The sequence below is a fragment of the Pseudomonas sp. IB20 genome (assembly GCF_009707325.1).
In the GTDB taxonomy this organism is placed as follows: Bacteria; Pseudomonadota; Gammaproteobacteria; order Pseudomonadales; family Pseudomonadaceae; genus Aquipseudomonas.
The window spans coordinates 2,735,122-2,759,504 of the sequence record NZ_CP046103.1; the positions used below are offsets into that span (position 1 = coordinate 2,735,122).

Below are 24,383 nucleotides of genomic sequence, written 5' to 3' on the forward strand. Positions count from 1 at the left end.
TGCAGGGCGCAAAGCGAGACGTTTGACCTTCAGCTCGCGTGCACCCAGCGTTGGTGCAGCCAACGCGCAAACGCATCCAGGGCAAACCCCAGCAGCCCGATCAGCAGCACCATCGCCATCAACTCCGAATAGGCCAGCCGGTCACGGGTATCAAGGATGTAATAGCCCAAGCCCGCACTGACCCCAAGCATCTCGCACGGCACCAGCACAATCCACACGATACCAATGGCCAGGCGCACGCCGGTCAGCACGTGCCCGACTACGCCGGGAATGATCACGCGCCGCAAGGTTTCCCAGCGCGTGGCACTCAGGCTCTTGCTCAACTGCAACCAGCGCGGGTCCAACTGGCGCACGCCGGCGGCGGTGTTAAGCATGATCGGCCACACCGCGGCAAAGGCCAGCAGAAAGTAGATCGGCTGGTCGCCCACGCCCATCAACATCACCACGATGGGCATCCAGGACAACGGCGAGATCATCCGCAAAAACTGAAAGGCTGGCGTGGTGGCTGCTTCCAGGTTGCGCGAACTGCCCACCAGCAGGCCCAGTGGCACGCCCACCAACAGGGCGAGAAACAGGCCGACGAAGATGCGCTTGAGGCTCACGGCGATATGCAGGTACAGCTCGCCGCGCCCGAACAATTCCCACAGGCTGCTGACGGTCGCCGCCAGCGAAAAGCGCGCCGACAAGCCATCGGCGACGCCAAACACTTTGACGCCGAACCACCACAAGAACAGCAAGCCTGCCAAACCACTCAGGCCCAGCAACCAGCCCGGGAGTGTGCCTTTACTCAAGCGCCAATCTCCTCTTGCCGCTCGTAGCCATCCGGCAAGCCGAAGGTTTTCATGCCGCCCACCGACTCGATGGCATTACGCACAAAACGGTCGTCCACCAAGTCTTTGGCGACGAACGCCGGGTCAAGGTCGGCGAGAAATTTCTTGTCGCCCTCGATCAAGGTGTCCTTCAAGCGGCGCACCAGTTCCTCGGTGTAGCTGGGGAATGGGTACGGCTGGAAGTCGATGCGGTGCTCGTCCCAATGGGCGTGCTGGATGGCGCCGTCAGCCAGGTAAGCGGCACGGTCGCTGGCCGCCGGCGCGAGAACTTTGCTCAACACCGGTTCGGCATGCGGCGTGTAGCGGTTCGGGCCGTCCTTGGACAAAAGCTTCACCGCTTCTTCGCGGTTATCACGGGTCCACACCTGCGCCTTGACGATGGCATTCACCACTTTCTGCGACCATTGCGGGCGGTTGGTCAGGTCGTGCTCGTGCATGAACACCACGCAGCACGCATGGTTACGCCATACGTCACCGGTGAAGCGCTGTACGCGGCCGACTTTGAGGTTTTCCGCCAGGGCGTTGAATGGCTCGGCGACGATATAGCCGTCGATACGTTTGCTGGCCAGGGCCGGCGGCATGTCGGAGGGCGGCAACACAATCAGGTTGACCTCGTTGGCGGCAATCCCAGAACCGGCTGCGCGCGCCACGGGCGTGAGGCCGTTATCGCGAAACAGTTGCTGCACCACCACGTTGTGGATCGAGTACCAAAACGGAATTGCCACCGACTTGCCGCCCAGTTGCTTCACATCGGTAATGCCTGGCGATACGGTCAAGCCCGAACCGCCGACGTGGTTCCAGGCCACCACTTTAGCCGGCACTTTGCTGCCATAGCGCGCCCACACCGTCATCGGCGACAACAGGTGAATCACGTTGACCTGCCCGGAGATAAACGCCTCGATCACCTGGGCCCAGCTGCGCAACAGCACCGGGCGCTCAGCCTTGATGCCTTCGGCTTCGAACAGGCCGTTGTTGTGCGCAACCAGCAGCGGCGTGGCGTCGGTGATCGGCAAGTAGCCGATGCGTACCGGCGCGTCCGGCTCGCTGGCCGCGCGCGCTTGCAAGCTGCTCAACAGCGGCAAGGCACCGGCAGCGCTGAGCACCGCCGAGAGTTTGAGAAAGTCACGGCGCGAGTGGGTCAGGTCATCCAGACACATAGTTGGGCTCCAGTTGTTCAAGAGGGTTGGGTTGAGGGCGGCTCGCCTGCCGTAAGGTTTTCAGAATCTCGATACGCAGCGCGCCGATGGCCTCAACTTGCTCTTCGCGCGGTTGCGCCAGGTTGATATGCCATTCACCCAAGGTCCGCGCCGGGCGGTTGCCCAGTAGCAGGATGCGGTCGGACAGCAGCAGCGCTTCATCAATATCGTGGGTGATCAATACGGCCGCCGAGCCTTGCTCGCGGTTGACCTTGAGCAGCAAGTGCTGCATATCGGCGCGGGTGACTTCATCCAGCGCGCCGAACGGCTCATCCAGCAGCAACACCTGCGGTTGGCGCGCCAGGCAGCGCGCCAACGCCGTGCGCTGGGCCATGCCGCCGGACAGCTGCGCCGGGAACTGCGCACGAGCATGTTCCAACCCAACCGCCGCGATGGCGTGGTCCACGCGGCGGCGACGCTCCTCAGTGCTCAAGTGCGGCTGGCGAGCGAAATCCAAACCAAAGGCGACGTTCTTTTCCAGGTTCAGCCACGGCAACAGGCTAGGGTCTTGAAAAGCCACGGCCACGCGCGGATGCGGGCCATCCAGCGGCTCGCCCAGCACCCGCACGCTACCGCCCTGGGGCGCCTGCAAGCCGGCCAGCACCCGCAGCAAGCTGGACTTGCCGACGCCGCTAGGACCCAGGATCGACACCACCTCACCCGGCTGCAAGTGCAAGTCAAACCCTTGGAACACCGGCCCACTGGCATACCCCAGGCAAACCGCCTGGGCACTCAATACCGCCTGGTTCATAGATTAGCCTGGCGATGCAGCTCGGTACGCAGTTGCACCAGGCTGGGCGTGACGATGGGCACAAAGGCCGACTCGCGCCAGCGCCGGGCGAAACCACTGCCGTGGGCAGTCAGGTACGCCTTGCCGCCGCTGGCCTGCAGTTCAAGCTGTACAGCACTGGCGGCGGTTTCCGCGAGGGCAATGCGCAGCTTGAACAACGGCACCGGTTCTGCTGCAAATCGCACGGCCAGCAGGCCTTTTTTCAATTCGTTGACCAAGTGGTCCAGCGTCACGCGTAGCGCTTCCAACTCATCGCGCAATACGGTGCGGCTCGAGCCCAAGTGGTTGGCTACTTCCGCCAGGGAGCGACGGGCCAGGCCGATGGACATACCGCACTGCAACCCAAGAAACGCCGGGCGTACTGCCGGTAGAAACTTGCGCGCATCCTCATGCAACAACCAGTCACGACTCAGCTCAACCCCTTCCAGACCCAGGGCTGCTGTATTGCTTGATTGCAGCCCCAACAGCTCCAGGTCGCGCGAGCGTTGCAAACCCGCAACCGAATCGGGGATCGCCAGGATAAACGGCGCGCCACCACCGGCATGTTCGATCGCAGCGGCGGCAACAAAGCCGTTCTTGCGCAGGTTGGTTACCCAATGCAGGCGACCGTTGAGGGTCCAGCCGTCATCAGTCGGTTCGGCGCTGATTTGCAGCGTCTCGATGCCGGACAAAAACTTCATCGCATTCGACAGCCCCGTGGCCCCGGCCAGTTTGCCGCTGAGCAAGTCCGGCAACAGTTGCTCACGCAGCCGCTCATTCGGGCTCTGCAACAAATACTCGATAAAAGACCGCTGGCCCCAGCACACAAACGCCGCCGCCAGGGAATGGCTGGCGACATTGGCGATGGCGTCCACCGCGCCGGTCACATCGCCGCCCAGGCCACCAAGGGCCTTGGGCACGCCGATACCTAATACGTTGGCTTCTGCCAGCCTTGGCAGCACTTCCTGTGGATCGCAACTGCCCACATCCAGGGCCTGCGCTTGAACGTCGAGCCAACGGCTCAAGATTGGGTCAAGCATTCATGTTTCTCCTTTTTACTGCGTGGGGACCAACACCTGCGCGTGTGCGCCTCAGCTCGCCGGTTTTTCCCAACGGTATTGCGCCAGCTCCGGGTTCAGCGGGGTACGGGCAAACACGTTAGCGAAGTTGCACAGGGTTGCCAGGCTTACGCCCAAAATAACTTCCAGGGCCTGGCCGTCGGTGTAACCGGCGCCGCGAAATGCCTCGAAACCTGCGTCGCTGACATCACCACGCGTGGCGATCACTTCACGGGTGAAGGCGGCGAGTGTCTCATAGCGCGCATCTGGCAACTCACCCAACTGGCGCAAGGCTTCGATCACTGCCTCCGGCAGCTTGGCCTTGTTGCGCGCCACAGCGGTGTGGCCGGCCACGCAGAAGTCGCAACCGTGCGTGGTGGCGGCAATCAGTTGCACCACTTCACGGTCGGCCAGGCTCAGTTCGGCCTTAGCGTTAAGGCCCGACACGGTGACGTAGGTTTCCAGCGCAGCCGGTGCATTGGCGAGTACGGCGAGCAGGTTAGGGATAAAACCCGAGGTTTTCAGAGCGTTTTCCAGGAACGGTTTCGCGGCTTGCGGCGCGGTTTCAGGGGTGAGCAACGGTACACGGGACATGGAGTGGTCTCCTGATGGGTTCGTGTACCCAGTCTGTTGGTTATAAAAAATCGCCTCAATAGTCTAAAGTAGCGATTACTTGCTCTAGAGTCTTTCCGTTAGATGAATTCGTCCAGTGCCCTTGTCGATTGGTTATTAGACAGCCTCGAACTCAACACCAGCCTGTTCCATGTGGGCCGCTATTGTGGCAGCTGGCATGCGAGCACCCATGGCATGGCCAGCGCGAGTTTCCACCTGATCGTACAAGGCCAGTGCTGGTTGCATATTGACGGTGAACCTGACCCGAAACACTTGAACAATGGCGACGCGGTGTTTCTGTTGCGTGACCTGGTTTACCAGCTGTCTGGCGCCGCAACGGCGGCGGCTGCACGGGAATGCCCGCGCCGGCCGATGCTCGCGCTGGACAGCGCCGCCAATGACGGCGCGGGCCTGGTATGTGGATTCTTCCACTTTCATTCCGGCCTGTCGGCCATGATTGTCGACACCCTGCCCGCCTGGATCATTCTGCGCGCTGGCGACCCTTCGCTGACTGCCGCGCGCAACCTGTTCGAACTGATCCTGCAAGAGTGCGAGCGTAGCCCGGCGCCCTCGTCCGCCTTGCTCGAACGTCTTTGCCACTTGTTGTTTCTGTATGTGCTGCGCCAGCAAGTGCTCGATAACGCCGAGCTTGGCGGCCTGGCTGCACTGGCCCGGCAACCGACGTTCGCCAACCTGCTGGAGCAATTGATTGCGCGCCCGGCAGAGCCTTGGACCCTGGAAAGCATGGCGGCTTGCACCGGGCTGTCGCGCTCGGCGTTTTTCAAACGGTTTAACGAGTTGTGTGGGCAATCGCCGGGGCAAGTGCTGTTGATGATGCGCATGCGGTATGCATGCCAGCTGTTCAAGCAAGACCAGACCGTGGCCGATGTATCGCTGGCGGTGGGTTACCAATCGGTGGCGGCGTTTACGCGTGCGTTTCACAAGGTAACCGGGCAGCAGCCCGGCGCCTATCGCAAGGCTCAAGGCTAGCGTTGCAAGCCAATACCCGGCTGCGCGCACAGTTCCACCAGCCAATCGACAAATACCCGCACCCGCGGTGATAACTGGCGATGCGGCGGGTACAGCGCAGTCAAGGCCATCCTCGGCGGCACAACCTCAGCCAGCACTTCCACCAGCGTGCCCTGCGCCAGTTGACGTGTTGCGTGATAATACGGCGCCTGGATCAACCCGTAGCCAGCCTCGCACGCTGCGAAATAACCATCGGAACTGTTCACCGCAACCACCTTGGGCAGGTTGATCTCCCGCAGTTCGGTGCCCACCTGAAACGCCAGGCCGAAGCGTTTGCCGCTGGCGCTGGACACGTACTCGACCATTTGATGGCCAGCCAGGTCGTCCACTGTAGCGGGCACACCGAAACGCTTGAGGTAGTCGGGGCTGGCCAGCGTCAACTGGTCCATCATCGCCAAAGGCCGGGCCACCAGCGATTCGTCCAGGGCCAGGCCACCGCGCAGCACGCAGTCCACGCCCTCGCGAATCAGGTCAACTGTGCGGTCATTAAGGCCGATTTCCAACGCGATGTGCGGGTAGCGCGCCGTAAACGTCGGTAACGCTGGAATCACGATCAGCCGACCGATGCCCGAGGGCATGTCGATGCTTAAGGTGCCGCGCGGGTTCTGGCGGCTGACGGAGAACACCGCCTCGGTTTCTTCCAGGTCTGTCAGCAATTGCACACAACGCTGGTAGTACGCGGCGCCATCCAGGGTCGGACTGACTTGGCGTGTGGTGCGCTGCAACAGTTGCACGCCCAGATGAGCCTCCAGCTGTTTGATCAGGATGGTCACCGACGCCCGGGGCAGTTGCAGGCTGTCGGCCGCCTTGGCAAACCCGCCCAACTCAACAATCCGGGTGAACACGCGCATCGCGTTGAATCGGTCCAAGGGACGACGCCTCCCGCCATTATTTAGAATTTACGAACAGTGATAGCGCTTTTAGCCGGTTTATCTCGGTTTTGTCGAGGATAACAATAGAGGCCTTCCCCACCCAGGAGCTGAACCCATGCACACCCGTCAACTCGGCAAGAACGGCCCTCAAGTCTCCGCCTTCGGCCTCGGCTGCATGGGCATGACCGACTTCTACACCACCGGCAGCGATACCCAGGAAGCCGTCGCCACCCTGCACCGCGCGCTGGAGTTGGGCGTCACCCTGCTGGACACCGCCGACATGTACGGCCCCCACACCAATGAAACGCTGATCGGCAAAGCCATCGCTGGCAAACGCGACCAGGTGTTCCTGGCGAGCAAATTCGGCTTTGTGCGTGACCCGGCGAACCCGACAGTGCGCCGCGTGAATGGCCGCCCTGAATATATCCGCGAGGCGATTGAGGGCACCTTGAAACGCCTGGGCGTGGAAACGCTGGACCTGTACTACCAGCACCGCATCGACCCCCAAGTGGCCATCGAAGAGACCGTCGGCGCTATGGCCGAACTGGTCAAGCAAGGCAAGGTGCGTTACCTGGGCCTGAGCGAAGCCTCGGCCGCCAGCCTGGAGCGCGCGCACAAGGTGCATCCGATCAGCGCCCTGCAAAGCGAATACTCGCTGTGGAGCCGCGACCAGGAAGACAACGGTTGCCTGGCAGCCTGCCAACGCCTGGGCATCGCCTTTGTGCCTTACAGCCCGTTGGGGCGAGGTTTTCTCACGGGCGCCCTGAAAAACCCGGATGACTTCGCCGCCGACGACTACCGCCGCTCCAGCCCACGGTTTCAGGGGGAGAACTTTGCAAAAAACTTGCGATTGGTGGACCGGGTCAAGACGCTGGCCGCTGAAAAAGGCATCACAGCCGGGCAGCTGGCGTTGGCGTGGGTGCTCGCGCAGGGCGATTACCTGATCCCAATCCCCGGGACCAAGCAGCGCAAGTACCTCGAAGAGAACGTGGCGGCAGTGGATGTCACGCTGAGTGCTGCTGAGCTGTCAGCACTGGCATCGATCTTCGAGGCGGGCGCTACGGCCGGTTCACGCTACCCCGAGGCCGGGTCTTGACAGGGTGGCTTAGCCGCCCATGTGGGAAAGGACGCCGTCAACCGTTCAACTTTGTACAATAGTACCTCAAGCTCTTCCTTACCAAGCCGATAGCCCGACGAAGCTCTAACAAAGCCGCGTCGATAATAAATGCTTCGTAAGGACGACCCCATGACCCCACTACGCTCCATTCAAACCCGCTACACCCTGTTTCTGGTGCTGTTCGTCCTGGTGCTATCAGTGTTAACCGTCGTGGGTATCGGCCAGTTGGTCGCCCCCCACGCTAAAACACACCGAAGAACAGGTGGTGCTCAACCGCATCGCCGAGGTGGCTGTGCAGATTCAGGGCGAACTCAACAAGGTTCAAGCCCAGCAACGCAGCATCACCCAAACCATCCCGCTGCTCGACAGTGACGCCATCGACAAGGTGCTGCCCGGCCTGGTGGATCAGTATGGCGAGCTGAAAGTCTTCGGCGGTGGCATCTGGCCGCTGCCCAACCAGCGCACGCCGGGGCGCAACAAACACAGCACGTTCTGGCACCGCGATGCCTCGGGCAAGCTGGCCGTGAATACCTTCTGGAACAGCGACGCCGCGCCCAATTACTACGACCAGAGCTGGTACAAAGGCGGCCTCGCCTCGCCGCGCGGCCAGTGCGCCTGGGCGGCTGCCTACAAAGACGACGCCAGCCAGGAACCGCGCACCAACTGCGCCATGGCGATTCAGCGTGACGGCGCGGCTTACGGCGTCGCCACCATCGATGTGACCCTGGGCTTTTTCAATGAGCTGGTGGCCAACAAGGAAAAAGACATCGGCGGCCAGATGCTGATCGTCGAAGGCGACGGCAAGATCATCAGCAACAGCACGCGCATCAGCAGCCCAGTGGTGCTCAAGAACATCAGCGAACTGACCGGCACCTCGGCGTTTGCCGCCCAGGTCAGCAAGGCCCTCGCCCATCGCGACCAGGCGCTGCAGCGCAGTGAATTCGACAACCAGGGCGTGTCCAGCACCTTTTACATGCGCCCGATCGAGGGCACGCCGTGGTTCCTCGCCACCGCCCTGCCTACCTCGCTGATCACCGCCCAGCGTGATGATGTACTCGGTAGCTTGGCGCTGCTGCAAATCCCGATGGTGTTGCTGCTGGTACTGCTGGCGTTCTTTGCGATTCGCCAACTGGTGCAACGCATGAAGTCGCTGCGCACCAATATCGACGCGCTGTCTGCCGGCGATGCCGACCTGACGAAGCGCATCACCATCCGTGCCGAAGATGAAATGGGCGCCATCGGCCACTCGGTGAACCGCTTTATCATCTACCTGCAAAACATGATCGGCGAAGTCACTCAGGCCACGGGCGCCATGGCCTCGGGGCTTGAGCAATTGCAGCAGACTTCGGAGCACACTAACCAGATTCTGGTACGGCACGCCTCGGAGACCGATCAGACGGTCACGGCCATCACCGAAATGAGCTCCACCGCCGACACCGTCGCGCAAAACGCCGCTGAAACCGCGTCGTTCACCCAACGCGCCAACGAACACGCCGACCGCTCCCGTGTGGTGGTGGGTGAAGCCTCCACCAGCGTCACCGCCCTGATCGGCGAAGTCGCCAGCGCTACCCATACCGTGGAAAACATGCGCCAGGACGCCGCGCGTATCACTGAAACCCTCGGCGTGATCGGCGCGATTGCCGGCCAGACCAACCTCTTGGCACTCAACGCCGCGATTGAAGCGGCGCGCGCTGGCGAGCAAGGCCGTGGGTTTGCGGTGGTGGCCGACGAAGTCCGAGCGCTGGCCGCACGCACCCAGGCCAGCACCTCGCAGATCAACGAGATGTTGGCGCGCCTGACCACCGGTGTGAGTTCGTCGGTAACGGCGATGGAAAACACCCAGGCCAGTTGCCAATCGGCGGCGGATGCCACGGCACGCGTCAACACCGGTTTGGATGAGATGGCCGGCTCGGTCAGCCATATCAACAACCTCAGCACCCAGATCGCTACCGCCGCCGAGCAGCAAAGCGCGGTAACCGAGGAGATCAACCGCAGCATGGTGCAGATCCGACATATGGTTGAAGAGCTGGTGGAAAGTGGCCATGCCACTGAAACCAATACGCAAAGCCTGCTGGATGCCAATGGCCGGGTGATTGCGTTGATGAGCCGTTTCAAGGTTCGCTGATAAATGAGTGAAACACTCCCGTGCAAACCACGGGAGTGGGACTATTCTGACAGCTCCCAGTGCGAGATCTCGCCACACAGGAGGTGTGTCATGCACGCTGCTGATCATTCTGTCCGCATGGAGCGGATCAGCCAGGAACGCTTCATCCAAGCCCCGATCGAAGTCGTCTACGACTACGTGACCCAGCCCGACCGCTGGCACGAGTGGCACCCTACCTCCCTGAGTGCCGACACCGGCACCACCGGTTCACTGCCGGTCGGCACCCGTTTTACCGAAGTCATCGACCTGCTGGGCGTGCGCGTGCCCATGAGCTACCGCGTGCAGATCGCCCGCCGCCCGAGTGAATTCAAAACCGTGTTTACCTCCCTCGCGGTGGACGGTTCTATTGAGTACTTCTTGCAAGCCCATCGCGGCGGAACGCTGTTCAAACGCGTGCTGACCTACGAAACCGAGTTGCAGCTCGCCACCTTGCATGAGCGCATGGCCGAGCTTTCTGCTATCGCGCTGGACCAGCTCAAGCAGCGGTTGGAAAACGCAGCCGTCGTATAATCTTGAAACATTAACGTCGCCCGGGACGCCGTCATGATCGCCGCCATTCCTGCTCACGAGACACGCTATGAAAACCCCCGTGCGACTGGCGCTGCTGTGCGCCCTGCTCACCTCCACCCTGGCCCAGGCGGCCGACCTGATCCCAATCGACGTGCACCGCGACGCCAACTGCGGCTGCTGCAAAAAGTGGATCAGCCACCTGGAAAGCAACGGCTTCAAGGTCAACGACCATGTGGAAGCCGACATGAGCGCGGTTAAACAACGCCTGGGCGTGGCGCCGCGCCTGGGCTCGTGCCATACCGCCGTGATCGACGGCAAGTTCGTCGAAGGCCATGTGCCCGCCGAGCAGGTAATGGCCCTGCGCAAGCGTGACGACTTGCTCGGCATTGCCGCCCCGGGCATGCCCATGGGTTCACCGGGCATGGAAATGGACGGTATGAGCGACGCTTATCAGGTCATCGGCCTGACCCGTGAGGGTAAAGACGTGGTGGTGGCCGACTACCCGGCTCGTTGATTGATGCTCGCGGGTTACCTGGGCCTATTCTTCGCCGCCTTCGGTGCTGCAACGCTGTTGCCGATGCAATCGGAGGCAGTGCTGGTGGGCCTGTTGATCAGCGGGCATTACAGCCTGTGGGTGCTGCTCACGATCGCCACCGTCGGCAACGTGCTGGGCTCGGTGGTTAATTGGTGGCTGGGGCGTTCTGTTGAGCGCTTCAAGGCGCGGCGCTGGTTCCCCGTCAGCCCCCGGCACCTGGAAAAGGCTAGCCGGCACTATCAACGCTGGGGGCACTGGTCACTGTTGCTTAGTTGGGTGCCCATTATCGGCGACCCGCTGACCTTGGTGGCCGGGGTGATGCGCGAGCCGTTCTGGCGTTTTCTGCTGCTGGTCAGTGTTGCAAAAGGCGCCCGATACGCGGTGCTGGCGGTGCTGACGCTGAGCCAGCTCGCCTCTTCATAACGGCTGACCGTTGGTCGCCACTGTAGCCGACGCATTGCCGCGCCCCGTTAATCCTCGCTTAATCCCCCCGCCACAGCATCCGGACACTGTTGCCTCCGGAGCCTGACCCATGACGCTGATCCGTTCACTGTGCGCCGCCAGCCTGCTGCTCGGCAGCGCCCTTGCGGTCTTTGCGGCCACCGAAGGCCCGGCCTACGGCCCTGAGCTGCAAGGCTTCCAGTACCCCTACCCGGTCGAGCACTTCAACTTCCAGTCCCAAGGCAAAACCCTGCAGATGGGTTATATGGATGTGCCCGCCAAGGGCAAGGCCAACGGACGCAGCGTGGTGCTGATGCACGGCAAGAACTTCTGTGGCGCTACCTGGGACGCGTCGATAAAAGCCTTGAGCGACGCCGGTTACCGCGTGATCGCGCCGACCAATCGGTTCTGACCTCCAGCAACCGAACTACAATACAGCTTCCAGCAACTGGCTAACACCACAACTGCTGGATAAACTCGGCATTCAAAAAGCCACCCTGGTCGGCCACTCCACCGGCGGCATGCTCGCCACCCGCTACGCGCTGCTGTACCCGGCGCAAACCGAGCAACTGGCGCTGGTCAACCCGATCGGCCTGGAAGACTGGAAAGCTTTGGGCGTGCCCTATCGCAGCGTCGACCAATGGTATGAACGCGAGCTGAAACTCAGCGCCGAAGGCATCCGCCAGTACGAACTTAACACCTATTACGTCGGGCGCTGGAAGCCCGAGTACGACCGCTGGGTCGACATGCTCGCCGGCCTGAATAAAGGCCCGGGGCACACCCAGGTCGCCTGGAACTCGGCGCTGATTTACGACATGATCTTCACCCAGCCGGTGTACTACGAGTTCAAGGATGTGCAGATGCCCACCTTGCTGCTGATCGGCACGTCCGACACCACCGCCATCGGCAGCGATATTGCGCCGCCTGCGGTCAAGGCCAAGCTCGGTCATTACGACGTGCTGGGTAAGCAAGTGGCCAAGCTGATCCCCCATGCAACCCTGGTGGAATTCCCAGGGCTTGGGCATGCACCGCAGATGGAGGAACCGGCTCAGTTCAATAAAGCCCTGCTAAAGGGCTTGAACGCCCTGTAATCCAACTTTATTCGAGGTACTCGTGAATGTCGGTACAGATCGCAGTCATTGATGATTGGCAGAATGTGGCCAGTGGCGTGGTGGATTGGTCGGCCTTGGACGCGGCGGGCCAAGTGCACTTCCTGCACGATTACCCGGCGGATACCGCGGTGATGATCGAGCGGTTAAAGGCTTTCGAGGTCATTTGCGTGATGCGCGAGCGCACAACCTTCGACAAAGCCCTGCTGCAAGGCTTGCCCAAGCTCAAGCTGCTGGTGACCGGGGGCATGCGCAATGCGGCCATCGACATTCCGGCCGCCAAGGCCCTCGGCATTCAGGTCTGCGGCACTGACAGCTATAAACACGCGGCGCCGGAATTGACTTGGGCGCTGATCATGGCGTGCACCCGTAACCTGCTGCAGGAAGCCAATGCCCTGAGGGGCGGCGGATGGCAGGTTGGCCTGGGTGGCGACCTGTACGGCAAGACCTTGGGGATTCTCGGGTTGGGCAGCATTGGCCAGAAAGTCGCGCAGTTCGCCCAGGTTTTCGGCATGCGCGTGATTGCCTGGAGCGAAAACCTCACGCCGCAGCGTGCGGCTGAGGCGGGCGTGACCTGGGTCAGCAAGCGCCAATTGTTTGAACAGGCCGATATCCTCACCGTGCACCTGGTGCTCAGCGATCGCAGCCGTGGGCTGGTGGATGCCGAAGCGCTGGGCTGGATGAAGCCGACTGCGCGCTTGGTGAATACCGCGCGCGGGCCGATTGTGGATGAGCAGGCGCTGGTCGCTGCGTTGGTCGCCGGGCGCTTGGCCGGGGCGGCGCTGGACGTTTATAGCGAAGAGCCACTGCCGGTTGATCATCCGTTCCGGCGCCTGCCCACTGTGTTGGCCACGCCGCATGTGGGGTATGTGAGCGAGCAGAATTACCGGCAGTTCTACCAGCAGATGATTGAAAATATTCAGGCTTGGGCCAGCGGCACGCCCGTTCGCGTGCTCGACTGATCCTGCTTCGCACCATTTTGTGGCGAGCAGGCTGCCGCGGGGCAAGCCCACTCGCCACAGCATTACTCTCCTCGCCTAATAACCAGTCCATCTCCCGTTACAAGTTTTTTGTCCTACAAAATTCCCACATAAACCATACAGGCTCTGGGATCTGTCCTAGACTCATGACCGATGGGTCCGTTCCAAAACAAAAACCCCGCAAAAAATCGAAACTTTCCAACTCTGCCATAGGTCCAGTTTTTAAGGGAGGCGAGTGCACGCGGTTCACGCCAAATGCCCGTTCATCCACTCTTTTTAGGCTAATCGTGCAACTGGCATACGCCTTGCCAGTTTGTACAGTGCTTGTGCGCCTGGCCGCAGGATGCGGTCATCGGAGCTAATGGCAGCGAGCCATTAGCCAACCAAATATGTGGGAGAGAGCTATGATCAGTGCTGCAGTAGATACTCAGGGAGAGCGTTTTAGTCAGCCGGCTGGGGGGCCAACATCTTTGGCCGACCTGCCCAACACTGTGCGGCCGATCGTGAGTAACCCCAATCGAAAGAAAGTCTTGTTCGTCACTTCCGAGTTCGCCGACTTGGTGAAAACCGGTGGTTTGGGCGACGTGTCCGCTGCCCTGCCCCGTGCCATGGCCCACTTGCATGATGTGCGCGTGCTGATCCCGGGTTACCCGCAGGTGATGGAAAGCGACAACCCCATCCACATCATCGGCGAACTGGGCGGCCACGCGGCGCTGCCGCCGTGCAAGATCGGGCGCATGGACCTCAAGGATGGCCTGGTCATCTATGTACTGATCTGCCCCGAGCTCTATGAGCGCGAAGGCACGCCCTACGGCGCCAACAACGGCCGCGACTGGCCGGACAACCATATTCGCTTCGCCCGCCTGGGCCTGGCCGCCGCCGACATGGCCGCCAACCTCGCGCAGATCCACTGGTGCCCGGACCTGGTGCACGCCCACGACTGGCCTGCCGGCCTGGCCCCGGCCTATATGCATTGGCGTGGTTCACGCACCCCAACCTTGTTCACCATTCATAACCTCGCCTATCAAGGCGTGGTCAGCTTGGCGTCCACGCCGGAGCTGGGCATTCCGCCGCATGCCTTGCAACAAGAAGGCATGGAGTTCTACGGCAAGATGTCGTTCCTCAAGGCCGGCATGGCGTATTCCAGCCATATCACCACGGTGAGCGCCACGTACGCCCAGGAAATCACCACCCCGGAATTCGGCTGCGGCCTTGATGGCTTCCTCGCCAGCAAGACCCAGCAAGGCCTGCTCAGTGGTATTCCCAACGGCATCGACGAAAGCTGGGAAACCTCCACCGACGCTCACCTGACCCACAACTTCAACATCGGTGACTGGGACGGCAAGGCCGTCAACGCTGCCCATGTACGCGAGCTGTTCGGCCTGCACGAATCCACTGGGCCACTGTTCGCCGTGGTCTCGCGCCTGGTGTATCAAAAGGGCCTGGACCTGACCGAAGCAGTCAGCAGCTTTATCGTCGAAAACGGCGGCCAGATCGCGATTATCGGTCGCGGCGAGCCGGAAGAAGAACACGCCATGCGTGAACTGGCCCTGCGCTTCCCCGGCCAAGTCGGCGTGCGCATCGGCTTTAATGAAACCGACGCCCGGCGCATGTTCGCCGGCAGCGACTTCCTGTTGATGCCTTCGCGCTATGAGCCGTGCGGCCTGAGCCAGATGTACGCGCAGCGCTTCGGCTCGTTGCCGGTGGCGCGTAATACCGGCGGCCTGGCGGACACCATTGAAAATGGCGTCACCGGCTTCCTGTTCAATGAATCCACCGTAGAGAGCTACGAAGAGGCGCTGAGCCGCGCGTTCCGCGTGTTTGCCAACAAAGGCCTGCTCAACGCCATGCGCAGCCGCTCCATGACCCAGCCATTCAACTGGTGCCAGGCGGTGGAACCCTACGCCGAGCTGTACGAACAGTTAGTGGCTAAGGCACTGGGGAAATCAACTAAATAGCCACATAAAAAACCAAGGGAGGGCTTCATAGATGCCGTCACGGACTCTGGAAACCTGGCCCCACGGCGCAATCATGCTGGACGCGCAACACACGCGTTTTGCCTTGTGGGCGCCAGACGCGTTATATGTCAGCGTTGAATTGCAAGACGGTAAGTCGATTGCCATGCTGCCTCAGGCAGCCGGCTGGTTTAAGGTAGAAATACAGTGCCCGGCGGGCACGCGCTACCGCTACAACATCGACGGCGAAACCGATGTACCCGACCCAGCGTCCAGGGCCCAGGCCTTGGACGTGCATGGTTGGAGCGTGGTCGTTGACCCGCTCGCCTATCAGTGGCGGCACTGCCACTGGCAGGGTCGCCCGTGGCACGAAGCGGTGATCTACGAACTGCATGTAGGTGCCCTGGGCGGCTACGCAGCGGTTGAAAAACAGCTGCCACGCTTGGCCGAACTGGGCGTTACCGCGATTGAATTGATGCCTTTGGCGCAATTTCCCGGCGAACGCAATTGGGGTTACGACGGGGTCCTGCCCTACGCGCCCCACTCTTGCTACGGCTCCCCCGAACAACTCAAAGCCCTGATCGACAGCGCCCACGAGCACGGCCTCGCGGTGATCCTCGACGTGGTCTACAACCACTTCGGCCCCGACGGCAATTACCTGGGCCAATACGCCAAGGGCTTCTTTCAAGAGGACGTACACACGCCGTGGGGCGCCGGGATTGATTTTGAACGGCGCGAGGTGCGCGACTTCTTCCTCGACAATGCACTGATGTGGTTACTCGAATACCGCTTCGACGGCCTGCGCCTGGATGCGGTGCACGCCATCGACAATCCCTGCTTTCTCATAGAGCTGGCACAACGCGTGCGCCAACAGGTGGACGTCGGCCGGCATGTCTGGCTGGTGCTGGAAAACGAACTGAACCAGGCCAGCCTGTTGAAGCACGACTTCGATGGGCAGTGGAACGATGACTTCCATAACGTCCTCCACGTGCTGCTGACCGGCGAAACCGACGCCTATTACAGCGACTTCGCCGAAAACCCTACCGACAAACTCGCGCGCTGCCTGGGCGAAGGGTTTATCTATCAGGGCCACACCACCCGCCATGGCCACGCACGCGGCGAACCCAGCGCGGACCTGCCACCGAGCGCCTTTGTGGCGTTTTTGCAGAACCACGACCAGATCGGCAACCGCGCCTTGGGTGAACGCCTGCATCAGCTTTGCTCGCCCCAGGCACTCAAGGCCGCCACCGCGTTACTGCTGCTGTCACCGATGATCCCGCTGATGTTCATGGGCGATGAAGTCAACGCCGACGAGCCGTTCCTGTTTTTCACCGACCACCACGGCGAGCTGGCCGAAGCCGTGCGCGAAGGCCGGCGCAACGAGTTCGCCGATTTTGCTGCGTTCAAAGACCCTGAACGGCGCGAACACATCCCCGATCCGAACGCCCTGCCGACCTTCCTGCAATCGGCGCCCAGCTTTACCGAGAACGAACACAGCCAGTTTTACCGCCACCTACTGAGCCTGCGTCACCTGCATATCGTGCCGCATTTACCCGCCAGCAGAGCCCTGGGCGCGCAGGTGCTGGCTGACGGCGCCGTCACCGCGCGCTGGCGCCTGGGCAACGGCAGTGTGTTGCAGATCGACGTGAACCTGAGCGCTGAACCGCTGGATCATCCGGCCCCGCCGCATCTGATATTCGAAACGCCTGCCACGGATGAGGCGCACCTCGCGCCGTTCAGTGCACGCGTCGCCCTATTCCCTGTTGGAGAGCACCCTTGAGCGAAGCGAACCTGGAAATACTCGCCAGCCGCGCGGGCCTGGCCGTCGATTGGATCGACGCAAACGGCCGCCCGCAACATGTAAAACCCGACGCCCTGCGCGCCGTCCTCAAAGGCCTGGGCCACCCGGCCGATACCGACGCCGAGATCGATGCCAGCCTGCTGGAACTGGAGCGGGTGCAACAAGACAAACACCTGCCACCGCTGATGACCGTCGATACCGGCGAAGGCCTGGACCTGGCGCGCTACTTTGCTGCGGACACGCCGTGCCGGGTCAGCCTGGAAGGCGGCGAAACCCTAGAGCTACGCCTCGACGGCGACGCCGTGCTGCCCGGCATCATTGCCCTGGGCTATCACCAAGTGCACATCGATGACCAGACGTTCACCCTCGCCGTGGCGCCCATCCACTGCTACAGCGTGGCCGAAGCCGTCGACAGCCAACTTTCCCGCGCCTGGGGTTTGAGCGCCCAGCTGTATGCGTTGCGCCGCCTGGGTGACGGCGGGTTTGGCGACACCCAGGCGCTGGAACACCTGGCCCGCTGCGCCGCCGAACGCGGCGCCGATGCCCTGGCGATCAGCCCGATGCACGCGATGTTCAGCGCCGACACCGAGCGCTACAGCCCGTATTCACCCTCCAGCCGCCTGTTCCTCAACAGCTTGTACGCCTCGCCCGCCTGCATCCTTGGCGAGCGCGAAGTGCGCAATGCCATTGAAGCCCTCGGCTTGGCCGAGGAGCTGCACGCACTTGAGCAAAACACCTTGATCGACTGGCCCGCCGCCGCCAAGGCCAAGCAACGCCTGTTACGCGCCTTGTACGAAGACTTCCGCCACGGCGAGCATCCACAACATGCCGACTTCTTGAGCTTCCGCCAGACCGGCGGCGAAGCCCTGGAAAACCACTGCCGCTTTGAAGCCGTGCAGGCCGTTCGCGCTGCTGCCGGTGAAGAACTCGACTGGCGCCACTGGCCCGAGGCCTGGCGCACGCCGCAGAGCCCAGCGCTGGTGCAATTCGCCGCAGAACACACGGATGAAATCGGTTTTTACGCCTTCAGCCAATGGCTGATCGCGCGCTGCCTGGAACGTGCGCAACAAGCCGCGCGTGGCAGCGGCATGGGCGTGGGCTTGATCGCCGACCTGGCCGTAGGCGCCGACGGCGGCGGCAGCCAGGCCTGGAGCCGTCAGGATGAGCTGCTGGCCAACCTCACCGTGGGCGCCCCGCCGGATATCCTCAACCGCGCCGGCCAAGGCTGGGGCATTTCCGCATTTTCCCCGGAAGGCCTCAAACGCCATGGTTTTCGCGCCTTTATCGAGATGCTGCGCGCCAACTTCGCCCATGCCGGCGGCCTGCGTATTGACCATGTGATGGGCCTGCAACGCCTGTGGGTCATCCCCATGGAGGCTTCGCCGCGTGAAGGCGCGTACCTGTATTACCCGGTGGATGACTTGTTGCGGCTGCTGGCATTGGAGTCCCAACGCCATAAGGCAATTGTGCTGGGTGAAGACCTGGGCACCGTGCCCGATGGGCTGCGCGAGAAACTCATCGGCCGTTCGATTCTGGGCATGCGCGTGTTGCTGTTCGAACAAGGCCACGATGGCCAGTTCAAGCCGATCCTCGACTGGCCGGACAATGCCCTGGCGACCACCAGCACCCACGACCTGCCCACCCTCAACGGCTGGTGGCACAGCCGCGACATCGAGTGGAACATCCAACTCGGCCTGATCGACGCACCCACCGTGGAGCAATGGAGCGAGCACCGCCTGCGTGAACGCCAGGCGCTGCGCCAGGCCTTGAGCCAGGACCCGCAGAACTTCGTCGATGAAATCCGCAATGACACCGACCATATGATCGACGCCAGCGTGCGCTACCTGGGCCACACCCGTGCGCCGCTGGTGTTGCTGCCGCTGGAAGATGCGCTGGGTATCGAAGAGCAAGCCAACCTGCCCGGCACCACCGACACCCACCCCAATTGGCGCCGTCGCCTGCCGGGTGAAGCCGCCAGCCTGCTCGACAACGCCGGCGCCGCCCGCCGCCTCGAGCTGTTGGCCGTCGCGCGCAACCAAGCCTATGAGCGTGACCGATGAAAGCACTGCCCCTGCGTGCGACCCAGCGCCTGCAATTTCATAAAGGTTTCACCCTGGATGACGCGGTGCCGTTGGTGCCGTACTTCGCCCAGTTGGGCATCAGCCATCTGTATGCCTCGCCCCTGCTCAGTGCGCGCGCCGGCTCTATGCACGGCTACGACGTGGTCGACCCGACCACCGTCAACCCCGAACTGGGTGGCGAACCGGCTTTGCGTCGCCTGGTCGCCGCGTTGCGTGAGCATCAGATGGGCCTGATCCTCGATATTGTCTCCAACCATATGGCCGTGGGCGGTGCCGATAACCCGTGGTGGCTGGATCTGCTGGAATGGGGCCGTTTGAGCCCCTACAGCGAGTTCTTCGATATCCAGTGGCACTCGCCCGACCCGCTGCTCAAGGGCCAACTGCTGATGCCGTTCCTGGGCAGTGATTACGGCGAAGCCTTGCAAACCGGCACGCTGACGCTGCATTTTGATGCCGGCCACGGCACGTTTCACCTCGAACATTACGAACACCGGTTCCCGATTTGCCCACGCGATTACGCGTTAATCCTCGGCACCGACGCGCTGCTCAAGCCTTTAGCCGAACGCTTCAGTGCCCTTGCTTATCAAGATGACGCCTACCACGAAGCCGCCTGGCTCAAGCAGGCGCTGGTTGAGCGCGCCACCGAAGGCGACGTGCTGCACGCCATCGAACAGCGGCTCACCGCGTTCGACGGGCGCCAACCCGAAGGTTTCAATCGCCTGCATAACCTGCTGGAACAACAGGTCTACCGCCTCGCTAGCTGGCGCACCGCTGCGGACGATATCAACTGGCGGCGTTTCTTCGATGTCAACGAGCTGGGCGGCCTGCGCGTAGAGCGCACCGCCGTGTTCGAAGCCACCCACGGCAAGATTTTCGAGCTGATCAGCGAAGGGTTGGTAGACGGCCTGCGCATCGACCATATCGACGGCCTGGCCGACCCGCGCGGTTACTGCCGCAAGCTGCGGCGTCGAGTGGATTCACTGGCGCCTGAGCGGCATTTGCCGATCTTCGTGGAGAAAATCCTCGGCGAAGGCGAAACCCTGCGCGAAGACTGGAAGGTGGACGGCACCACCGGCTACGAATTCATGAACCAGCTGTCGCTGCTGCAACATGATCCCGAAGGCTTTGCGCCGCTCGCCGAACTGTGGACGCGCCACAGCGAACGCCCCGCCGCCTTTATCGAAGAAGCCTGGCTGGCACGCCAGCAGATCCTCAACGGCTCGTTGGCCGGTGACTTTGAAAGCGTGGCCCAGGCCCTGCTGCAAGTGGCCCGTGACGACGTAATGACCCGTGACCTGACCCTGGGCGCGATCCGCCGCGCCTTGCAGGAATTGATCGTGCACTTCCCGGTGTACCGCACTTACATCAGCGCGCGCGGGCGCAGCGAACGCGATGATGTGTTTTTCCTGCAGGCCCTGGCCGGTGCCCGCAGCACCTTGAGCGAGGGCGACTGGCCAGTGCTCGACCACCTGGAAAAATGGCTCGGCGGCCAACCGTGGCGCGATCGCTCGGTCGGCCGTGAACGCAAGATGCTCAAGCATGCCTGCGTGCGTTTCCAGCAACTGACCTCCCCGGCCGCCGCCAAAGCTGTGGAAGACACCGCGTTCTATCGCTCGGCGGTGCTGCTGTCGCGTAACGACGTGGGCTTCAGCACCGAGCAGTTCAGCGCGCCGGTGGCCGAGTTTCACGCCATCAACCAACAGCGTTTGCAGACCTTTCCCGACAACCTGCTGGCCACTGCCACCCACGACCACAAGCGCGGCGAAGACACCCGCGCACGCTTGGCGGTACTCAGCGAGTGTGCGCCGTGGTACGCCGAACAGGTCGAGCACTGGCGCACCCTCGCCGCCCCGTTGCGCCAGGACGCCAACACGCCGTCAGCCGGTGATGAGCTGATCCTTTACCAAGTGCTGCTCGGCAGTTGGCCGTTGGACGCGAACCCGGATATGCAGGGCTATCAACAACGCCTCTGGCAATGGCAGCAAAAAGCCCTGCGCGAAGCCAAGTTGCAAAGCAGCTGGAGCGCACCCAACGACGCCTATGAACAAGGCGTCGAGGCCTTCCTGTCGCGGCTGTTGCTCAGCGAACCGGGCCAGGCGCTGCGCGCTGCCATCGCCACTGCCGCCCAGGCCATCGCCCCGGCCGGTGCGGTAAACGGCCTGGCGCAATCCTTGCTTCGTCTCACCGTGCCGGGTGTGCCGGACCTGTACCAGGGCGATGAGTTCTGGGACTTCAGCCTGGTGGACCCGGACAACCGCCGCCCAGTGGATTTCAACGCACGGCAACACGCGTTGAACAATCCATCGGGCATCGACGAACTGTTGTCCCACTGGCGCGACGGGCGTGTCAAACAGGCGCTGATTGCGCAGGTGTTAGCCTTGCGCAAGGCTGATCCCGAGCTCTTTCGCAGCGGGCGCTACACACCGCTGGAGGTCACCGGCACACACGCTGAACACGTCGTCGCATTCTGTCGCGAACATCAAGGCAAACGCCTGATGGTGGTGGTGCCACGTTGGCCCCAGCGCCTGCTGGAAAAGGGTGAGCAGCCCCGCATCCATGCGCAGGTTTGGGGCGATACACGGGTGAAATTGCCGTTCGCCGACACAACACAAAACTGGAAGGGACTTTTTCATACAGGCGCAGTCACACCAAACAAGGAGCTGTTAATCAGCGCTGCCCTGGGGGATTTCCCGGTCAATGTCTTTATTAATCCTGATGATCAAGAAAGCTGAAACTTTTCTGTGAGGAGCATTGTGATGAGTACTGAAGACAAACGCATACGCGAGTTGGCGCATCAGATCTGGGAATCAGAAGGCAAACCCCACGGTGAAGATGCACGCCACTGGGAGATGGCCCGCAAGCTGGCCGAAGCCGAAGCCCTGACCCCGAGCAAGCCCAAGGCTGGCGCCAAGCCGAAAACCGCGCCTAAGCCTGCGCCCAAAGCCAAGCCAACCAAACCACCGGCACCGGCCCCCAGCACACCGGCAGCGCCTGTGGCGAAAAAGCCGCCCGCGCCAAAAAAACCTAAGCCTTAAGCCTTTCAACCTTAGGGGCCTCCTCCCGGCGCTGCCGGCAGGAGGTTCGTTTTCAATCACACATGCGTCAGCTGAACAATCGCCAGCACGATCTCGCTCGGCCCGAAAAACATCCTTGCAGGAGCAACTCAATGAGCAAACCCGATAAAACCCAACCGACGCCGGAACACGAGCCGTCGCGGATTCGTGAAGGTTTGCCCTTCCCCCTAGGCGCCACCTGGGACGGCCTGGGTGTCAACTTTGCGCTGTTCTCAGCCAACGCCACCAAAGTCGAACTGTGCCTGTTTGACGATAGCGGCGAAGTGGAGCTGGAACGTATCGAACTGCCGGAATACACCGACGAAACCTTCCACGGCTACCTGCCCGACGCCCACCCCGGGCTGATTTACGGCTACCGCGTGTACGGTGCGTATGACCCGGCCAATGGTCACCGTTTCAACCACAACAAATTGCTGATCGACCCCTACGCCAAGCAACTGGTGGGCGAACTCAAATGGTCCGAGGCGTTGTTCGGCTACACCATCGGCCACCCCGATGACGACCTCAGTTTCGACGAACGCGACAGCGCACCCTTCGTGCCCAAGTGCAAGGTCATCGACCCGGCGCACACCTGGGGCAACGACCAGCCGGTGCGGGTGCCGTGGGACCGCACGATCATTTATGAAACCCACTTGCGCGGTATCAGCATGCGCCACCCTTCGGTCAGCGAGTCGGTGCGTGGCACCTGCGCAGGGCTGATGGAAGACGACGTGCTCAAGCACATCCGCCAGTTGGGCGTGTCATCGGTCGAACTGCTGCCGGTGCATGCGTTCGTCAACGACCAGCACTTGCTGCAAAAAGGCATGACCAACTACTGGGGCTACAACAGCATTGCCTTCTTTGCGCCAGACCCGCGCTACTTGGCCAGCGGCAAGATCGCCGAGTTCAAGGAGATGGTCGCGCACCTGCACGAGGCCAAGCTTGAGGTGATCCTCGACGTGGTCTACAACCACACCGCCGAAGGCAACGAGCGCGGCCCGACCTTGTCCATGCGTGGCATCGACAACGCCTCGTACTATCGCCTGATGCCCAATGACAAGCGCTTCTACATCAACGATTCCGGCACCGGTAACACCCTCGACCTAAGTCACCCGTGCGTATTGCAAATGGTCACCGACTCGCTGCGGTACTGGGCCACCGAGATGCACGTGGACGGTTTCCGCTTTGACCTGGCGACCATTCTGGGCCGCTACCGCGATGGTTTCGATGAGCGTCACAGCTTCCTCGTGGCCTGCCGTCAGGACCCGGTGCTGCGCCAGGTAAAAATGATCGCCGAGCCGTGGGACTGCGGCCCCGGTGGCTACCAAGTGGGTAAGTTCCCACCGGGCTGGGTGGAGTGGAACGACCGTTTCCGCGACACCGTGCGCGCCTTCTGGAAAGGCGACGACGGCCAGCTGGCAGACTTCGCCGCGCGCATGACCGCCTCGGGCGAGATGTTTAATCAGCGCGGTCGGCGCCCGTACAGCTCGGTGAACTTCATCACCGCCCACGATGGTTTCACCCTGCACGACCTGGTGTCGTACAACGACAAGCACAACGAAGCCAACGACGAAAACAACCAGGACGGCAGCAATAACAACCTGTCCTGGAACCACGGCGTCGAAGGCCCCACCGATGACCCGCAAATCAACGCGCTGCGCCTGCGCCAGATGCGTAACTTTTTCGCCACCCTGCTGCTGGCCCAGGGTACGCCGATGCTGGTGGCCGGTGACGAGTTCGCGCGAACCCAGCACGGCAACAACAACGCCTATTGCCAGGACAGTGAAATCGGCTGGGTCAACTGGGAGCTGGACGACGACGGCAAGGCGCTGCTCAAGTTTGTAAAACGCTTGATCAAGCTGCGCCTGGCCTATCCGATTCTGCGCCGTGGTCGCTTCTTGGTCGGTGACTACAACGAAGACATCGGCGTGAAAGATGTCACCTGGCTGGCGCCGGATGGCAACGAGATGACCACCGAACAGTGGCAAGACAGCCATGGCCGCTGCCTGGGCATGCTGATGGATGGCCGCGCCCAGGAAACCGGAATTCGTCGCCCGGGTGGCGATGCAACGTTGCTGCTGGTGGTCAACGCCCACCACGACATGGTCAATTTCCGCCTGCCGCCGGTGCCCGAGGGTGAATTCTGGACCTGCATGCTCGATACCAACGACCCGGCGGTACGGGGCCAGGAACGGTTTGATTTCGAGCACGAATACGCCGTCACCGGCCGCTCGCTGCTGTTGTTTGAACTGCAACACGACGAGGTGTGAA

19 protein-coding genes and 1 pseudogene are annotated in these 24,383 nt (G+C 62.0%); 14 read left to right on the forward strand and 6 right to left on the reverse strand.

Going from position 1 to position 24,383, the window contains the following annotated elements; translation table 11 throughout:
• Positions 1–29: 29 nt before the first annotated feature.
• From GJU48_RS12590 to GJU48_RS12610, 5 genes are read right to left on the reverse strand one after another with little or no spacing between them, the layout of a single operon-like run.
• Positions 30–791, reverse strand: coding sequence for an ABC transporter permease (locus tag GJU48_RS12590; RefSeq protein ID WP_094950081.1), 762 nt, complete (start codon positions 789–791; stop codon positions 30–32).
• Positions 788–1,987: an ABC transporter substrate-binding protein gene (locus GJU48_RS12595; protein ID WP_094950082.1), complete on the reverse strand. Its 1,200-nt coding sequence runs from the start codon at positions 1,985–1,987 to the stop codon at positions 788–790. Before GJU48_RS12595 ends, GJU48_RS12590 begins: the two co-directional genes overlap by 4 nt.
• Positions 1,974–2,777 carry an ABC transporter ATP-binding protein gene (locus tag GJU48_RS12600; RefSeq protein ID WP_094950083.1) on the reverse strand — a complete coding sequence of 268 codons (804 nt, stop codon included), beginning with the start codon at positions 2,775–2,777 and terminating at the stop codon, positions 1,974–1,976. Before GJU48_RS12600 ends, GJU48_RS12595 begins: the two co-directional genes overlap by 14 nt.
• Positions 2,774–3,835: an acyl-CoA dehydrogenase family protein gene (locus tag GJU48_RS12605; protein WP_094950084.1), complete on the reverse strand. Its 1,062-nt coding sequence runs from the start codon at positions 3,833–3,835 to the stop codon at positions 2,774–2,776. The genes GJU48_RS12600 and GJU48_RS12605 overlap by 4 nt, the downstream gene beginning before the upstream one ends.
• Positions 3,836–3,886: 51 nt before the next feature.
• Positions 3,887–4,447, reverse strand: a complete 561-nt coding sequence (locus GJU48_RS12610; RefSeq protein WP_094950085.1) for a carboxymuconolactone decarboxylase family protein — start codon at positions 4,445–4,447, stop codon at positions 3,887–3,889.
• A 102-nt stretch (positions 4,448–4,549) separates the two neighbouring features.
• On the opposite strand from GJU48_RS12610, the gene GJU48_RS12615 reads away from it, so the two are divergent.
• A complete protein-coding gene (locus GJU48_RS12615; protein WP_094950086.1) occupies positions 4,550–5,455 on the forward strand; it encodes an AraC family transcriptional regulator in 906 nt (301 codons plus the stop codon).
• On the opposite strand, the gene GJU48_RS12620 is transcribed toward GJU48_RS12615, so the two are convergent.
• The gene (locus GJU48_RS12620; protein WP_094950087.1) at positions 5,452–6,363 is read right to left on the reverse strand and encodes a LysR family transcriptional regulator; all 912 of its coding nucleotides are present in this window, start codon (positions 6,361–6,363) and stop codon (positions 5,452–5,454) included. The two genes, GJU48_RS12615 and GJU48_RS12620, sit on opposite strands and share 4 nt — an antisense overlap.
• Before the next feature lie 118 nt (positions 6,364–6,481).
• Here GJU48_RS12620 and GJU48_RS12625 point away from each other — a divergent pair, with 118 nt between their 5' ends.
• The 13 genes and pseudogenes from GJU48_RS12625 to glgX all read left to right on the forward strand — a co-directional run bounded on the left by GJU48_RS12625 (position 6,482) and on the right by glgX (position 24,382).
• Positions 6,482–7,462, forward strand: coding sequence for an aldo/keto reductase (locus tag GJU48_RS12625; RefSeq protein ID WP_155296004.1), 981 nt, complete (start codon positions 6,482–6,484; stop codon positions 7,460–7,462).
• Positions 7,463–7,883: 421 nt separating this feature from the next.
• Positions 7,884–9,608 (forward strand): methyl-accepting chemotaxis protein, encoded by a 1,725-nt coding sequence (locus tag GJU48_RS12630; protein WP_371917663.1) that lies wholly within the window; start codon positions 7,884–7,886, stop codon positions 9,606–9,608.
• Positions 9,609–9,698: 90 nt separating this feature from the next.
• The gene (locus tag GJU48_RS12635) at positions 9,699–10,157 is read left to right on the forward strand and encodes an SRPBCC family protein (RefSeq protein ID WP_094950089.1); all 459 of its coding nucleotides are present in this window, start codon (positions 9,699–9,701) and stop codon (positions 10,155–10,157) included.
• A gap of 67 nt (positions 10,158–10,224) precedes the next feature.
• Complete coding sequence (locus GJU48_RS12640) at positions 10,225–10,671, forward strand: DUF411 domain-containing protein (RefSeq protein WP_094950090.1); 447 nt, start codon at positions 10,225–10,227, stop codon at positions 10,669–10,671.
• A 3-nt stretch (positions 10,672–10,674) separates the two neighbouring features.
• Positions 10,675–11,115, forward strand: a complete 441-nt coding sequence (locus GJU48_RS12645) for a YqaA family protein (RefSeq protein ID WP_094950091.1) — start codon at positions 10,675–10,677, stop codon at positions 11,113–11,115.
• 109 nt (positions 11,116–11,224) lie between these two features.
• Positions 11,225–12,224 (forward strand): annotated as a pseudogene (locus GJU48_RS12650) (alpha/beta fold hydrolase).
• A 26-nt stretch (positions 12,225–12,250) separates the two neighbouring features.
• Complete coding sequence (locus GJU48_RS12655; RefSeq protein WP_094950094.1) at positions 12,251–13,204, forward strand: D-2-hydroxyacid dehydrogenase family protein; 954 nt, start codon at positions 12,251–12,253, stop codon at positions 13,202–13,204.
• A gap of 422 nt (positions 13,205–13,626) precedes the next feature.
• Positions 13,627–15,180 carry a glycogen synthase GlgA gene (gene glgA, locus GJU48_RS12660; protein ID WP_094950095.1) on the forward strand — a complete coding sequence of 518 codons (1,554 nt, stop codon included), beginning with the start codon at positions 13,627–13,629 and terminating at the stop codon, positions 15,178–15,180.
• A 31-nt stretch (positions 15,181–15,211) separates the two neighbouring features.
• Positions 15,212–16,957 carry a malto-oligosyltrehalose trehalohydrolase gene (gene treZ / locus GJU48_RS12665; RefSeq protein WP_094950096.1) on the forward strand — a complete coding sequence of 582 codons (1,746 nt, stop codon included), beginning with the start codon at positions 15,212–15,214 and terminating at the stop codon, positions 16,955–16,957.
• Positions 16,954–19,038 (forward strand): 4-alpha-glucanotransferase, encoded by a 2,085-nt coding sequence (malQ, locus tag GJU48_RS12670; protein ID WP_094950097.1) that lies wholly within the window; start codon positions 16,954–16,956, stop codon positions 19,036–19,038. Before treZ ends, malQ begins: the two co-directional genes overlap by 4 nt.
• Positions 19,035–21,791, forward strand: a complete 2,757-nt coding sequence (locus GJU48_RS12675) for a malto-oligosyltrehalose synthase (protein ID WP_094950098.1) — start codon at positions 19,035–19,037, stop codon at positions 21,789–21,791. The genes malQ and GJU48_RS12675 overlap by 4 nt, the downstream gene beginning before the upstream one ends.
• A 24-nt stretch (positions 21,792–21,815) precedes the next feature.
• Positions 21,816–22,094: a DUF2934 domain-containing protein gene (locus GJU48_RS12680; protein ID WP_094950099.1), complete on the forward strand. Its 279-nt coding sequence runs from the start codon at positions 21,816–21,818 to the stop codon at positions 22,092–22,094.
• A gap of 131 nt (positions 22,095–22,225) precedes the next feature.
• Positions 22,226–24,382, forward strand: a complete 2,157-nt coding sequence (gene glgX, locus GJU48_RS12685) for a glycogen debranching protein GlgX (protein ID WP_094950100.1) — start codon at positions 22,226–22,228, stop codon at positions 24,380–24,382.
• Position 24,383 lies beyond the last annotated feature (1 nt).